Origin of the sequence: Streptococcus sp. HMSC065E03 (assembly GCF_001815045.1) — a bacterium.
GTDB classification, from domain to species: Bacteria; Bacillota; Bacilli; order Lactobacillales; family Streptococcaceae; genus Streptococcus; species Streptococcus parasanguinis_AD.
Map to the genome: position 1 here is coordinate 52,877 of NZ_KV818844.1, position 13,389 is coordinate 66,265.

Sequence of the window (13,389 nt, forward strand, 5' to 3'; positions counted from 1 at the left end):
ATATCAGAAATTTAGACAATGTGTATAAAAAGGAGACAAAAAATATGATGAAAGAATGGAAGGCTATTCTTAAAAAGCCAACATTTATCATTGTCATGATTGGAGTTGCTTTGATTCCAGCTCTTTATAATATTATTTTTCTATCTTCCATGTGGGATCCATATGGCCAGGTTTCGGATCTTCCTGTAGCGGTTGTCAATAAGGATCAATCTGCTACATATAATGGACAAAAAATGGAAATCGGGAAAGACATGGTGTCCAATTTGAAGGACAATGACTCACTTGATTTTCATTTTGTAGATGAGAAAGCTGCGAAAGATGGCCTTAAAAATGGCGATTATTATATGATTGTAACCCTGCCTGAGGATCTTTCAAAAAAAGCTAGCTCCATCTTAACCAATCATCCGGAACAGATGACCATTGATTACCAAACGTCCAGTGGTCATAGTTTTATCGCAGGGAAAATGAGCGACACTGCGATGACAAAAATGAAGCAGTCAGTGGCTGAAAAAGTGACCAATACTTATACAACAGCTTTATTTTTCAAAATGGGATCGCTTAAATCTGGTATGGGGACAGCGGCAGATGGAAGTGCTAAATTAGCAGATGGTGCAAGTAAATTGGAAGATGGTGGTCAAACACTATCTACTAATTTGAATACATTGGCTCGTTCAAGTTTAGCATTTTCAGATGGTGCAACTACTCTTCGTACAGGTCTAGCAGCCTATACAGATGGTGTTGGTCAATTAGGAAATGGTCTCAATCAAATGGCTGGTCAACTTCCAAACTTGGTATCTGGTGTCAATCAATTAAATAATGGGTTTGGTACTTTTAATACAGGCTTGATGGCTTACGCTACCGGAGTGGATCGATTAGGAAATGGTCTCAATCAAATGGCGAGTCAAACCCCTCAGTTGGCTTCAGGAGTTGGTCAATTAACCAGCGGTATGGGGACCCTCAATGATGGTCTTGGGAATTATACCAATGGCGTGCGTCAATTGAATTCGGGCCTATCTAACTTTTCAAATGGTTTAGCAACCTATACAAATGGAGTCGCTACTTTATCAGAAGGAGCGGGTCAATTAAGTAGTCAATCTGCTACCCTTCGAAATGGGGTTTCTCAATTAGAATCAGGTATTCAAACATTATCAAGCCAGCTACAAGCTTCTACAAGTCAATCTGCTCAGATTGATCAATTGGCAGCTGGTTTAAACCAATTAAATGCAGCGATTCAAAATGCTACAGTAGATACCAGTCAACTTTCGTCTGGATTGACGAGTATTGCGAATTCAGCTCAATCAATCCTTGCTTCAGCCCAAGCGGATCGTGCAAATGCCCTTGCAAGTGTGCAAGGAACAGCAGCCTATCAAGCAATGACAGCTGACCAACAAGCGGAAATCAATGCGGCAATCTCATCGAGCCCAAGCTCGAGTGAAACGGCGGCTCAAGGAATCTTGACTACGATTCAAACGATCCAAGGTAGTTTGAATACAGGAAATAGCTTGACACAACTGCAAACGGCAGCCAATCAAGTTTTACCGACAGCTTCTTCTACCTTGACAGACTTGTCAAGTGGCTTGTCTAAGATCCAATCCGCAGTTAGTGGTCAATTGTTGCCAGCTAGTCAAACCATCAGTCAAGGGATCAGCGCTTATACAGCTGGTGTCGATAAAATCGCTAATGGAGCAACCCAACTTCAGACGAATAGCAGTACTTTAACAAATGGGGCTAGTCAGTTAGCAGCAGGTGTTGGTCAACTAGATAGTAAATCATCAGAATTACTTGCAGGAAGCAATCAATTGGCTTCTGGTCTAGGTGAGTTAAATGGGAAGATGCCTGCCTTGACATCAGGTATGAATCAACTGGCTTCAGGAGCGACCCAATTAACAGGTAAGTCGGGTGAATTGGTTGCTGGTGCTGGAAAATTAGCTGACGGTGTAGGACAATTGAACAGCAAGACTCCAGAGTTGGCAGGTGGTGTCAACAAACTTGTCACTGGTGTCAATCAGTTGACAGAAAAATCAGGTCAATTGGTGACTGGTGCTGATAAACTAGCCGACGGTGCAAATCAAATCTCAGATGGGTCCAGCAAATTAGCAGCAGGTGGCCAAACATTGACAAATGGTTTAGGTGAATTAGCAACAGGAAGCCAAACCTTGAGTCAAGGATTAAACGATGCTAAGGGACAATTGAATGTGGCTACAACTGAAAAAGAAAACGCTAAAACCTTAGCAGATCCTGTCACTTTGTCTAAAACAGACCATGACAATACCCCTGTGAATGGTGTCGGAATGGCTCCTTATATGATCTCGGTAGCTCTCTTTGTTTGTGCCTTGTCAACCAACATGATCTTTGCAAAACTACCATCCGGCAGTCATCCTGAAAGTCGCTGGGCATGGTTTAAATCTCGCTTTGAGGTCAACGGAACGATTGCGGTGATTGCAGGAGTCTTGGTCTATGGTGCCGTTCACTTGATTGGTTTATCAGCTAATCATGAGATGGCTACTCTCTTCCTTTGTGTGATTGGTAGTGTGGCCTTCATGTCTATCGTGACTGCTTTGACAACATGGCAAAGAAAGATCGGTGCTTTCCTTTCCTTGATCCTCTTGCTCTTGCAATTGGCTTCTAGTGCAGGAACCTATCCTCTTGCTTTGACAAATGGCTTTTTCCAAGCCATTCATCCATTCTTGCCAATGAGTTATACCGTTTCTGGTCTTCGTCAAACGATTTCGATGACAGGAGAAATTGGAAATCAAGTGGCCTTCCTTCTGATGACTATTGTCCTTTTTGCAGGACTCGGAATGTGGTTCTATAATCCAAAAAAATATGAAGAGGACTAATCTTCAGGAACTCCCAACAGAATGTGTTGGGAGTTTTTTGTTTCATGTGAAACAAAAATTCTCGCTTGTTTAAGCGAGAATGTTTATTATTTAAAGAAGACGACATCAGGATTTGGAGTAATATAGAGAAGTTGGTCGTTTTCAAAGACCAGTTGGATGGTGTTGTTTTTATAGGTGTAAATGGTATAGTCTACTCCGGATTTAGAAGCTTGTTTGAGATCAACAGCTCCCATCAAAAAGGCGTGAGCTTGTTCCCCTGTGATTTTCCCCTCGTGGTAGAGCCCTTTAATATTTTCTAATTCGGTATTTTCAAAAGATTCAGCAATATAAGCAGGGTCTGTTATTTGTTTCTCTGGATTCCCAAGGATCTTTTGGACAAGGGCAGTGGTATATCCTTCATAATCCGGCGTCTGTGCAAAAATTTTATCGTCATTTCTAGAGTAGGCTACTTTTAAGTTCCCTGTTGCATAAATTTTATCTTTGGGTGCTTCTTGAGCATTTCTAGGGAGTCCTTCGGTTGTGACGATGTCAGAAGTGGTTTCCGTAGTAGTTGAGGGAGAGCTAGAGGAGTTGCTTGAGCTATTTGAACTGGTTGAGCGACTCGGGAGGCTAGAACGACTCGAGCTACTTTTTTTAAAGGTTTTCTTTTTTGAGCTGGTAGCAGTGGGTACTTTTTTAAAGTTGATCTTAAGATCCGGCACACAGGCTGATAGAAAAAGAAGAGACAGCAAGAGTGTGAACAAAAGAGGGAGTGTCTGTTTTTTCATCATGTTCCTTTCGATAAGCTAATTGATTTTCTATTCTATCATAAAAAAGGCAACAAAAAAAGGTCAGGAAGAAATCCTGCCTTTATTTGTTATTATTAATGACCACCGCCTTGAGGTCTGCCACCACCTGGAGCCCCACCGCCTCCAGGCATGGAGTTGACAATTTCCGTTTGTTTTTCACCGTTGATATAGATGTCTCCGCCAGTGTAGGTAGCAGTACCATCAAAGTCGAATCCAGATTGTCCCGTTAATTTAATGGTTCCTCCGGTAACAGTGATATTTCCATTCGAATCAATTGGATCGGTATCGCCTTGGCCAACTTCAACGTTGAGTGTTCCACCATTCATGGTGAAGAAAATTTCATCTTGGTTGGCATTAGCATTGGCCGCATTGACACCGTCATCGGTTGCATAGATGGTGATATCTCCACCGTTGATGGTGATTGATTTTCCTTCGAGACCTTCGACAGACTCTGTCACCTCATAGGTTCCGCTATCGATGATCAGATCACCAGAAGCATGGATTCCATCGTCTCCTGCAGTGATGGTCATTTTGTTATCTGAAAGGTACATGGTTCCGACCGAAGTATCTTCATCATTATCCACCTTGACTGCATCTTCATCTGCATCGATGGTCATGGTCGTACCAGTGATATTGAGTTCGTCATTGACGTTGAAGGCATCTCCTACAGCCGTGATCTTATAGGTTCCACCTGTGATATGGAGAGTGTCATTGGCCTTGATACCGTTGTTCTTCTTAGCGTCAATGTTGAGCGTACCTGAACCATTGATGGTGAGGTCGCCTTTAGAGAAGATCACTGCATCGGCATCTTCATCATTATTTGAACTTGAATCAGATAAGGTATTGGTCGTGCCCTCTGCTAAAGTCAGGTAGACATGCCCTGCTTTCGTAGCAGAAATTGGCGCGTTGGTGTTGGTCATGGTAACGCCTTTCAAGACGATGTGAACATCGTCTGAGTCACCCGCTTCGACCTTGATTTGAACCCCATCGGATTCACCAGAGATGACATAGGTTCCAGCCTTTGAGATGGTCACAGTTGATCCAGATACAGCTACGCCGTCACCTGATACACTTGCAGACGAACCAGATAGTTTTACAGTAGAGGCTTTGCTTTCATCATAAGAGCTGTCCTTGTCCTTATCTGTAAAATAGTTGGAATTGTTTGTTTTATTTTTTGAAGTAGAAGTAGCGGTTGTTTGTGCAGTATTGCTTTTTGTAGCTGATTGAGATGATGCTTGAGTACAAGCTGTCAGTAAGGTGAGGGTCGCGGCCCCCGTTAATAAAAATTTCCATTTGTTTGATTTCATGAGCTTTTCCTCTCGTTCAATTGATATGCTCCTAGTCTAAAGTTGCTAGCTGAAAGTTTCCTAAAGTTTTTCTGAAAGGAACCTTAACTTTAGTTTTCTTTAAGTTTGGCTTAATGACCAGTTAAGAAAGTCCCATTAAACTAGAAAGCACGTAAGTCGTATTCATACTTACTGAAGGTTAGAAACAATAGATCCCCCTTAAAGGAGAAGAAACATGAAAAAAACAATTGAGACAAGTTTCAAACGAATCGAAACAAAATATATCGTCGCAAAAGATGACGTGAAGGACTTGATCAAAGACTTAAAAGAATACGTCGTAGAAGATGATTACCCAACTTCAACCATTTCAAACATTTATTTTGATACGGAAAATTTTGATGTCATTCAAGATGCTCTTGCCAAACAACACCGCCGTGAAAAAATTCGGATGCGGACTTATATAGAAAAACCTCAAGCAGACAGTCCAGTATTTCTAGAGGTGAAGTCAAAAGATGAAGAAGGAATTGGCCATAAATTCCGTCTAGTCGCCACTTCGCAAGCCATTATCAACTTGATCACAGATGGGAAAGTAGATCATCAGATACAAGATCCAGACTTAGTGCAAGAGATTCAGAGATTGCGCAAACGTTATGGTCATCGATTGGAACCACGGATGTTCATTTACTATGATCGTTTGTCTCTCAAAGAAAAGAAATCCATTCAGGGTTATCCTTATCAGAAGATTCGCGTGACAATCGATCAAAACCTAGTCTTTCGAGACCAGGCTGTTAGCCTTTTTGATGGGAAGAAAGGAGAACCTCTACTAGAGGATGACTTCGTGATCATGGAAATTAAAGCTCCTGGCCAAGAACCTAAATGGCTAAAGGATATTTTAGAGAAGTATGGTTTGGTGAAACAGAAATTTTCAAAATATAGCTGTGCTTATCATAAATCACAAGGCTTGGATTATGCCCCAAGACCAATTCAAGAAACGGTAGGTGCTGCCTATGTCTAATCTATTTGATTCTATTTTTAAAAATGCCACAGCAACGGTGGATCCCTTGCGCTTGCTGCTGGCCCTTTTGGTCAGCCTCTTTCTAGGGCTGGCCCTATCTTGGACCTATAAATACCGAACACTTTACACTCGAGAGTTTGTCATTAGTTTGACCTTGCTTCCTTGTATGATGACCTTAGTGATCTTTTTGGTCAATGGAAGTTTGGGAACCTCGATTGCAGTGGCAGGGACCTTTAGTTTGATCCGTTTTCGTTCGGCTACGAGTGGTTCTCGAGAGTTGATTGCCATTTTCTTAGCTATGATTATAGGACTGGCAGCTGGATCTGGCTATCTTTTATTGGCCATTTTAACAACCCTCTCTTTACTAGGGGTGTGGCTGGTATTGGAGAACAAACAGAGTAAGGCAGACCATCAACGGCGCCGTCATTTGACCATAACTGTCTCAAAACAAGATTCTGTTGCAGAACAAATCAGCCAGTTGTTGGACCAAAGTTGTTCAGAAATTGACTTTATTTCTGTCACAACGGCCCAAGCTGGAGAACAACTGACCTTGAACTATGAAGTAAATATGAAATCGAACATCGATGATTTTGGCCTTGCTAATCTATTGATTAGCGAGATTGAAAATTGTGATGTCGCTCTGACAAAGAAAGCGAAGAAAAGAAAGAATTTATAACTGCTATCCTACTTTAGGATAGTTTTTTAGGGTTTTAAGAACTTTTTAAGAAAAAGTGGTATACTGTTTCTAAAAAATGGAAGGAATCCTTTATGAAAAAGACTGCTATTTTTGAAGATGTCGTCTCTATTATGACCCATGATTCATCTACCAGCAAGGATCGAAAAGGATGCGATCCAGAGCCTTTTCGAGAAAACATTACAGATGATATGACAGATGATGCCTTTCTCTATCAAGTTAAGGCTTACCTAGCTAGTTTTGGGGTGATCGGGCATGTTTCCTTTCGAGATAAAAAGGCCAGTCAAAAAGGGTTTCTTTTGAGAATAAATGGACAGAAACTGTATGTTGAGGAAGCTAATGAAGATACGGGTCTTCAAGTAGGAGATCAAATCCTAGCTCTGGATGGAAGTGACTTGGATCAGATAGCTTCTCTTCATAAAGACTATTTTATCAGCAAGACCCCTGAAAGACACTACCGAGAATGGGCAGATTTGGTCTCTCAGTCAACGAGTGTCACCCTGCTTCGAGAAGGGATAGAAAAGACCATTAAAGTAGTACCCAGTCGAGAACCGATCCAGGATCAGATTTTTTGGAAACGATTAGACGATGAGATTCTTTATCTTCGTCTGGATAACTTTATGGATGAAGGATCTTTGGGTCGTTTATACCAAGAGTGTTTACCGACGATGACGGAAGTCAAGTTTCTTATCATTGATGTCCGACGCAACAGTGGAGGGACGGATTCTTTATATTTCCCTCTATTACATCTAGCCTTAGAGAAGGATCAGGGCTATGATTCGCTTGACTGGGATGATGATGGCATGGAAATTCTCTACACAGAGCGCAATGTTGACCTGCGCTTGAAAGACTTTGAGGACTGGATGCAACAGGAAGAAATTAGCCCTGAAACAGTTAAGCTGCTTGAAGATATGAAAGAGGATTTGCTCCGCCATCGGGGAAAAGGCTATGTAACATATAAGGAAGAAAGCGAGGAATTCTTCCCAGAGGTTAGAGGAGGCCACTATCCTGAACAGATCTTTATTTTATCAGATATTTATTGTGCTTCATCTGGGGATAACTTTGTTCAGATGATGAAGCAGTTTAAGAAGGTAACGGTGGTGGGTCGACCAACTCTCGGAATTCTAGACTACTCTAATTGTTGTACGGTTGATTATGATAATTTTTGTTTAATGTTTCCCACTTCTCGCTGTTTAAGCGTGGATCAAGGGAAAGGAATGACGGATCAGGGTGTTCTACCCGATATAGAGATTCCTTGGACACCTAGCCATTTCGAGAGAGATGTGGATCTGGACAAGTGTCTGGAGTTGATTCATCAGGGGACTGTGAAATAGAATAGGATTTCAACCAGAAAACTGATTAAAGAAAAATGCTATCGTTAAACGGCTTGAATGATCTGAAATGATAACGTTTTCTACGACATTCTCACTATGTTTAAAATTGCTTACTTGGTATAAAAAATGGTAAAATAGTGAATAACAATCAAAATGAAGAGTGAAACTTATGAAACATAAAACACTTTATAAATTTATCGGGCAGACGGTCTTGTATTTTGCCATTTTCCTAGCCCTACTTTATTTCTTTAGTTACCTTGGTCAAGGTCAGGGTGGCTTTATCTACAACGAATTTTAGAAAAGGAGACTCCTAGCCGTGTCAAACCAACCAATTACTGATATGATCGAGACAATTGAACGTTATGCGCAACTACAACCAGACTATCCTGTCTACAATGTCCTTGGTGAGGAGCATACCTATGGCCAATTGAAGACTGATTCAGATAGCTTGGCTGCCCACATTGACCAAATGGGACTTCCTGAAAAGTCACCTGTTGTTGTCTTTGGTGGACAAGAATATGAAATGTTAGCAACCTTTGTGGCTTTGACCAAATCTGGCCATGCTTATATCCCAATTGATAGCCACTCTGCCTTGGAGCGCGTGTCTGCCATTGTTGAAGTAGCAGAGCCAAGCTTGATTATTGCTATCAATGAATTTCCATTGGAAAATCCAGCTGCTCCAATCATGTCCTTGGAGCAAGTGCGTGAAGCTTATGCGGCTCAGCATGCCTATGACTTGCAACATCCGGTCAAAGGGGATGATAACTACTACATCATCTTTACCTCAGGAACAACCGGGAAACCAAAAGGGGTGCAAATTTCGCACGATAACTTGCTCAGCTTTACCAACTGGATGATTACGGACAAGGAATTTGCAACGCCAGAGCGTCCGCAAATGTTGGCGCAACCGCCCTATTCCTTTGATTTGTCTGTCATGTACTGGGCACCGACCTTAGCTCTTGGAGGAACGCTTTTTGCCCTTCCATCAGCCATTACTCAAGACTTCAAACAACTCTTTGCGACGATCTTTTCTCTTCCGATTGCTATCTGGACTTCGACACCATCTTTTGCAGATATGGCCATGTTATCTGAAGATTTCAATGCTGAAAAGATGCCAGGGATCACCCATTTCTACTTTGATGGGGAAGAGTTGACCGTGAAAACCGCTCAGAAATTGCGCGAGCGTTTTCCAAATGCGCGCATCATCAATGCTTATGGCCCAACGGAAGCAACGGTTGCTTTGTCGGCGGTTGCTATCACAGATGAGATGCTAGCTACCTTGAAACGTCTGCCAATCGGCTATACCAAAGAAGATTCTCCAACCTTCATCATTGATGAGGCAGGCAATAAATTACCAAATGGAGAGCAAGGGGAGATCATCGTATCTGGTCCAGCCGTTTCAAAGGGTTATATGAATAATCCAGAGAAAACAGCAGAAGCCTTCTTCGAATTTGAAGGTCTTCCAGCCTACCATACGGGAGATGTCGGAACCATGACAGATGAAGGCCTCCTTCTCTATGGTGGACGGATGGACTTCCAAATCAAGTTTAACGGTTACCGTATCGAGCTAGAGGATGTCTCTCAAAACTTGAACAAATCGAAGTATATTGACTCAGCAGTCGCAGTTCCGCGTTATAATAAAGATCACAAGGTTCAAAATCTCTTGGCCTATGTCATCTTAAAAGAGGGTGTAAAAGAACAATTTGAGCGCGAGATTGATATCACGAAAGCCATTAAGGAAGATTTAGAAAACATTATGATGTCTTATATGATGCCTTCAAAATTCCTCTATCGTGACAGCCTGCCATTAACACCAAACGGGAAAATCGACATCAAAGGGTTGATTAGCGAGGTTAACAACCGATGATCGAGTTTTTGAAACAGCTCCCTCATTTAGAACACTATGGAACACCGATCTATTTTATCTACCTCATTCTAGCTTTTTTGCCGATCTTTGTGGGTCTCTTTTTCAAAAAGCGGTTTCCGGTATATGAAGGACTTGTGAGTCTGATCTTTATCATTTTGATGCTGACAGGTTCGAATCTCAAGCAAATTTATGCCTTACTCTTTTACGTAGTCTGGCAAATCTTGATTGTGTATTCCTACAAATTTTATCGTCAGAAAGCGGACAATAAGTGGATTTTCTATCTTCATTCCTTCTTGTCTGTCTTGCCCTTGATCTTTGTGAAGGTAGAGCCAGCGATCAAGAATGGACACCAATCCTTGTTTGGATTTTTAGGGATTTCTTATTTGACCTTCCGGGCTGTCGGAATGATCATCGAAATGCGAGATGGTGTCTTGAAAGAATTCACGCTCTGGGAATTCTTACGTTTTATGCTCTTTATGCCGACCTTCTCAAGTGGGCCGATTGATCGTTTCAAGCGTTTTAATGAGGATTATAAAGCCATTCCTGAGCGCGAAGAATTATTGGATATGTTGGAGCAAGCTGTTAAGTACATTATGTATGGCTTCCTTTATAAATTTATCCTAGCTCATATTTTTGGCCACTTATTGTTAGGTCATGTGCAGACCTATGCCTTGTCTCAAGGTGGATTCTTCAACATCGGAACACTGGGAGTCATGTATGTTTATGGCTTTGACCTCTTCTTTGACTTTGCAGGGTATTCCATGTTTGCTTTAGCGGCCTCCAATTTGATGGGGATTAAAAGTCCCATCAACTTTGATCGTCCCTTTAAATCACGTGACTTAAAGGAATTCTGGAACCGCTGGCATATGAGTTTATCTTTCTGGTTCCGTGATTTTGTCTTTATGCGTCTCGTGATGGTATTGATGCGCAATAAAGTGTTCAAGAGCCGGATCACGACCTCAAATGTTGCCTACATTATTAATATGTTGGTCATGGGCTTCTGGCATGGAGTGACCTGGTACTATATCGCTTATGGGCTCTTCCATGGGCTTGGAATGGTTATCAATGATGCCTGGATTCGAAAGAAAAAATCTATTAATAAAGAAAGAAAAGCAAAAGGATTGGATCCGATACCGGACAATCGTTGGACCAAAGCTTTAGGAATCTTTATCACCTTTAATACAGTGATGCTGTCCTTCCTGATCTTCTCAGGATTCTTGGATCAGCAATGGTTCCCAAAAGTGAAATAAAAGGAGAATAAAAAATGGATGTAAAATCACAAGTAATTGAAATTATTGACGAATTGTTTATGGAAGATGTCTCAGACATGATGGATGAGGATCTCTTTGATGCGGGTGTTCTTGATAGTATGGGAACAGTCGAATTGATTGTGGAATTGGAAAATCGCTTTGGCATCCGTGTTCCTGTATCAGAATTTGGACGCGATGATTGGAACACTGCCAACAAGATCGTAGAAGGTGTAACGGAGCTTCAGAATGCTTAAGCGTTTGTGGCTGATTTTAGGGCCCGTATTTTGCGCGCTCCTCATGGTAGCAGCTTTATTATTCTTTTATCCAATCAATCATAAGCACAACTATACCGAAGAGAAAAAAGCTGCGGTTAGTCTGAATGCAGAAGGCTTCAAGAGTCGTACAAAGAAGCAAGAAGCACTTTCGGACCCACAGCATCGCTTTGTTCCTTATTTCGGATCAAGTGAATGGTTGCGTTTTGATGTGGTGCATCCAGCAGTTTTGGCTGAAAAATATGACCGCAATTACAGACCCTACTTTTTAGGAGAACGTGGTGCGGCTTCTTTGAACCAGTATTTTGGAATGCAACAGATTTTGCCAGAACTCAAGGACAATACAGCTGTTTATGTAGTTTCTCCGCAATGGTTCACCAAGAAGGGCTATGATTCCTCTGCCTTTCAACAATTCTTTAATAGCGATCAGTTGAATAGCTTTATTGCCAATCACCAACAGGATGCTGCATCCCGGTATGCCGCGAAACGCCTGTTGCAACAGTATCCAAATGTCGCCTTTCAAAGTGTTGTGACGAACATTTCTCAAGGAAAGAAAATTTCAGGATTTGATCAGTCTTTAAACCAGTTTGTTTCCCATCTGGTTCAGCGCGAAGATGCCTTGTTTAGTAATCTTGCAACTCGTACAAACGGGAATTACGATAAGAAGGTCAAAAAACGTCTACAAGATTTGCCAGACCAATTCTCATATGAGAAATTGGAGGAAATTGCAACGGCTGAAGCAAAAGTCAAAACCAATAATAACGACCTTGGAATCAGCAATCATTTTTACAACACTCGTTTAAAAATGAAGTTGAAGAAACTAAAAGGTTTCCAAAAGAACGAATCCTATGTTCAATCTCCAGAGTACAATGACTTGCAATTGGTTCTAGACCAGTTTGCTAAATCTCGGACCAATGTCATCTTTGTGATTCCTCCAGTCAATGCCAAATGGATGAAATACACAGGCTTGAGCCAAGAAAAGTATGAACAGGCTGTTCAAAAGATTCGTTACCAATTGGAAAGTCAAGGATTCACCAATATTGCAGACTTTTCTAAAGATGGTGATCAGCCCTACTTTATGGAAGATACGATTCATATGGGATGGAATGGTTGGCTAGCCTTTGATAAAGCGGTCAATCCCTTTGTCACAAAAGCTGAAAAAGCACCAACTTACCATCTAAATGATCGCTTCTTCAGCAAAGACTGGGCCCAATATAAAGGGACACCAGACGAATTTAAATAATGCTTGATCAAAGGGGGCAGGATCGAATCCTGGCTCCTTGATTTGTGAGGAAAGGGACGGAAAGTCACAAGTAAGCAAGATAGTTATCCACAGGCTGTGGGAAACTTGCTTGTAAATGGATGAAAACAAGTCCTGATGCTGATGAATCTTCCTCTTTTAAGGGGAAAATAGGTAAAAGTTATCCACATTTTTGTGGATAAGTGATGAAAAACAGTGGATAAGTCAGCTAGCATGTGAAAAGGAGAAATAGTGTGAAAAAAATTTGGTTTTATGCAATTGTTCAGGGGATTGTTATCTTTTTTATTGTGGGTGGCATGACCTACGCACTTAGGGGAGATTTCTTTTTCCGTTACTTATCCCCTATTTTTGGACTAGCAGCAGCTGTCTTGAGATTTGGGACAGCGACTTTAATGAAGGTGATAGCCCCCACTCTCTACGATGATCCCAAAAAGAAGGAAGAAGTTAGCCACGATAACTAAAGAAGTTGGTGACTGAAAAAGTTGAGCTAAAGGCCACTTTCTGCTGGTCTTTATGGTAAAATAGAAGGAAGAATATTAGTTTGGAGATTAATTAGAAATGAAACGTTCAATGTATGCTGGACGTGTTCGTGAAGAACACATTGGAACTCATATTACCTTGAAAGGATGGGTTAGCCGTCGTCGTGACTTGGGTGGTTTGATCTTTATTGATTTACGCGACCGCGAAGGAATCATGCAATTGGTGATCAATCCAGAAACAGTTAGTGCAGAAGTGATGGCCACAGCTGAAAGCATCCGCAGTGAATATGTTGTAGAAGTGAC

13 protein-coding genes are annotated in these 13,389 nt (G+C 41.4%); 11 read left to right on the forward strand and 2 right to left on the reverse strand.

What is annotated here, in order from left to right; translation table 11 throughout:
* Positions 1–44: 44 nt before the first annotated feature.
* Positions 45–2,840: a YhgE/Pip domain-containing protein gene (locus tag HMPREF3002_RS01670; protein ID WP_070664952.1), complete on the forward strand. Its 2,796-nt coding sequence runs from the start codon at positions 45–47 to the stop codon at positions 2,838–2,840.
* 86 nt (positions 2,841–2,926) lie between these two features.
* Here HMPREF3002_RS01670 and HMPREF3002_RS01675 read toward each other — a convergent pair whose 3' ends face one another.
* Together HMPREF3002_RS01675 and HMPREF3002_RS01680 are read right to left on the reverse strand one after the other, a co-directional pair.
* Entirely contained in the window at positions 2,927–3,610 is a 684-nt protein-coding gene (locus tag HMPREF3002_RS01675) for a DUF4947 domain-containing protein (protein WP_070664954.1), read from the reverse strand.
* Positions 3,611–3,702: 92 nt separating this feature from the next.
* On the reverse strand, positions 3,703–4,935 hold the full coding sequence (locus tag HMPREF3002_RS01680) for a carbohydrate-binding domain-containing protein (RefSeq protein ID WP_070664956.1): 1,233 nt from the start codon (positions 4,933–4,935) through the stop codon (positions 3,703–3,705).
* Positions 4,936–5,149: 214 nt separating this feature from the next.
* Here HMPREF3002_RS01680 and HMPREF3002_RS01685 point away from each other — a divergent pair, with 214 nt between their 5' ends.
* The 10 genes from HMPREF3002_RS01685 to HMPREF3002_RS01730 all read left to right on the forward strand — a co-directional run.
* A complete protein-coding gene (locus tag HMPREF3002_RS01685) occupies positions 5,150–5,929 on the forward strand; it encodes a polyphosphate polymerase domain-containing protein (protein ID WP_070664958.1) in 780 nt (259 codons plus the stop codon).
* The gene (locus tag HMPREF3002_RS01690; protein WP_070664960.1) at positions 5,922–6,605 is read left to right on the forward strand and encodes a DUF4956 domain-containing protein; all 684 of its coding nucleotides are present in this window, start codon (positions 5,922–5,924) and stop codon (positions 6,603–6,605) included. The genes HMPREF3002_RS01685 and HMPREF3002_RS01690 overlap by 8 nt, the downstream gene beginning before the upstream one ends.
* A 92-nt stretch (positions 6,606–6,697) precedes the next feature.
* On the forward strand, positions 6,698–7,957 hold the full coding sequence (locus HMPREF3002_RS01695) for a S41 family peptidase (RefSeq protein ID WP_070664962.1): 1,260 nt from the start codon (positions 6,698–6,700) through the stop codon (positions 7,955–7,957).
* A 169-nt stretch (positions 7,958–8,126) separates the two neighbouring features.
* The gene (locus HMPREF3002_RS01700) at positions 8,127–8,255 is read left to right on the forward strand and encodes a teichoic acid D-Ala incorporation-associated protein DltX (protein WP_003002102.1); all 129 of its coding nucleotides are present in this window, start codon (positions 8,127–8,129) and stop codon (positions 8,253–8,255) included.
* 18 nt (positions 8,256–8,273) lie between these two features.
* Complete coding sequence (gene dltA, locus HMPREF3002_RS01705) at positions 8,274–9,824, forward strand: D-alanine--poly(phosphoribitol) ligase subunit DltA (RefSeq protein ID WP_070664964.1); 1,551 nt, start codon at positions 8,274–8,276, stop codon at positions 9,822–9,824.
* Positions 9,821–11,074: a D-alanyl-lipoteichoic acid biosynthesis protein DltB gene (gene dltB, locus HMPREF3002_RS01710; RefSeq protein ID WP_070664966.1), complete on the forward strand. Its 1,254-nt coding sequence runs from the start codon at positions 9,821–9,823 to the stop codon at positions 11,072–11,074. The genes dltA and dltB overlap by 4 nt, the downstream gene beginning before the upstream one ends.
* 14 nt (positions 11,075–11,088) lie before the next feature.
* Positions 11,089–11,328 (forward strand): D-alanine--poly(phosphoribitol) ligase subunit DltC, encoded by a 240-nt coding sequence (gene dltC, locus HMPREF3002_RS01715; protein WP_003002265.1) that lies wholly within the window; start codon positions 11,089–11,091, stop codon positions 11,326–11,328.
* Positions 11,321–12,589 (forward strand): D-alanyl-lipoteichoic acid biosynthesis protein DltD, encoded by a 1,269-nt coding sequence (gene dltD / locus HMPREF3002_RS01720; RefSeq protein ID WP_070664968.1) that lies wholly within the window; start codon positions 11,321–11,323, stop codon positions 12,587–12,589. Before dltC ends, dltD begins: the two co-directional genes overlap by 8 nt.
* Positions 12,590–12,840: 251 nt before the next feature.
* Positions 12,841–13,068, forward strand: coding sequence for a hypothetical protein (locus tag HMPREF3002_RS01725; protein WP_070664970.1), 228 nt, complete (start codon positions 12,841–12,843; stop codon positions 13,066–13,068).
* Between the two features lie 97 nt (positions 13,069–13,165).
* Positions 13,166–13,389: OB-fold nucleic acid binding domain-containing protein (locus HMPREF3002_RS01730; RefSeq protein ID WP_256263404.1), on the forward strand; the 224-nt coding region annotated here is incomplete at its 3' end.

Excerpts from the sequence above, each read along its gene's own strand:
- HMPREF3002_RS01690 (WP_070664960.1), top strand. The coding sequence starts at position 5,922 with ATGTCTAATCTATTTGATTCTATTTTTAAAAATGCCACAGCAACGGTG.
- dltC (WP_003002265.1), top strand. The coding sequence starts at position 11,089 with ATGGATGTAAAATCACAAGTAATTGAAATTATTGACGAATTGTTTATG.
- HMPREF3002_RS01685 (WP_070664958.1), top strand. The coding sequence starts at position 5,150 with ATGAAAAAAACAATTGAGACAAGTTTCAAACGAATCGAAACAAAATAT.
- HMPREF3002_RS01675 (WP_070664954.1), bottom strand. The coding sequence starts at position 3,610 with ATGATGAAAAAACAGACACTCCCTCTTTTGTTCACACTCTTGCTGTCT.
- dltD (WP_070664968.1), top strand. The coding sequence starts at position 11,321 with ATGCTTAAGCGTTTGTGGCTGATTTTAGGGCCCGTATTTTGCGCGCTC.
- HMPREF3002_RS01700 (WP_003002102.1), top strand. The coding sequence starts at position 8,127 with ATGAAACATAAAACACTTTATAAATTTATCGGGCAGACGGTCTTGTAT.
- HMPREF3002_RS01680 (WP_070664956.1), bottom strand. The coding sequence starts at position 4,935 with ATGAAATCAAACAAATGGAAATTTTTATTAACGGGGGCCGCGACCCTC.
- HMPREF3002_RS01670 (WP_070664952.1), top strand. The coding sequence starts at position 45 with ATGATGAAAGAATGGAAGGCTATTCTTAAAAAGCCAACATTTATCATT.
- HMPREF3002_RS01695 (WP_070664962.1), top strand. The coding sequence starts at position 6,698 with ATGAAAAAGACTGCTATTTTTGAAGATGTCGTCTCTATTATGACCCAT.
- dltB (WP_070664966.1), top strand. The coding sequence starts at position 9,821 with ATGATCGAGTTTTTGAAACAGCTCCCTCATTTAGAACACTATGGAACA.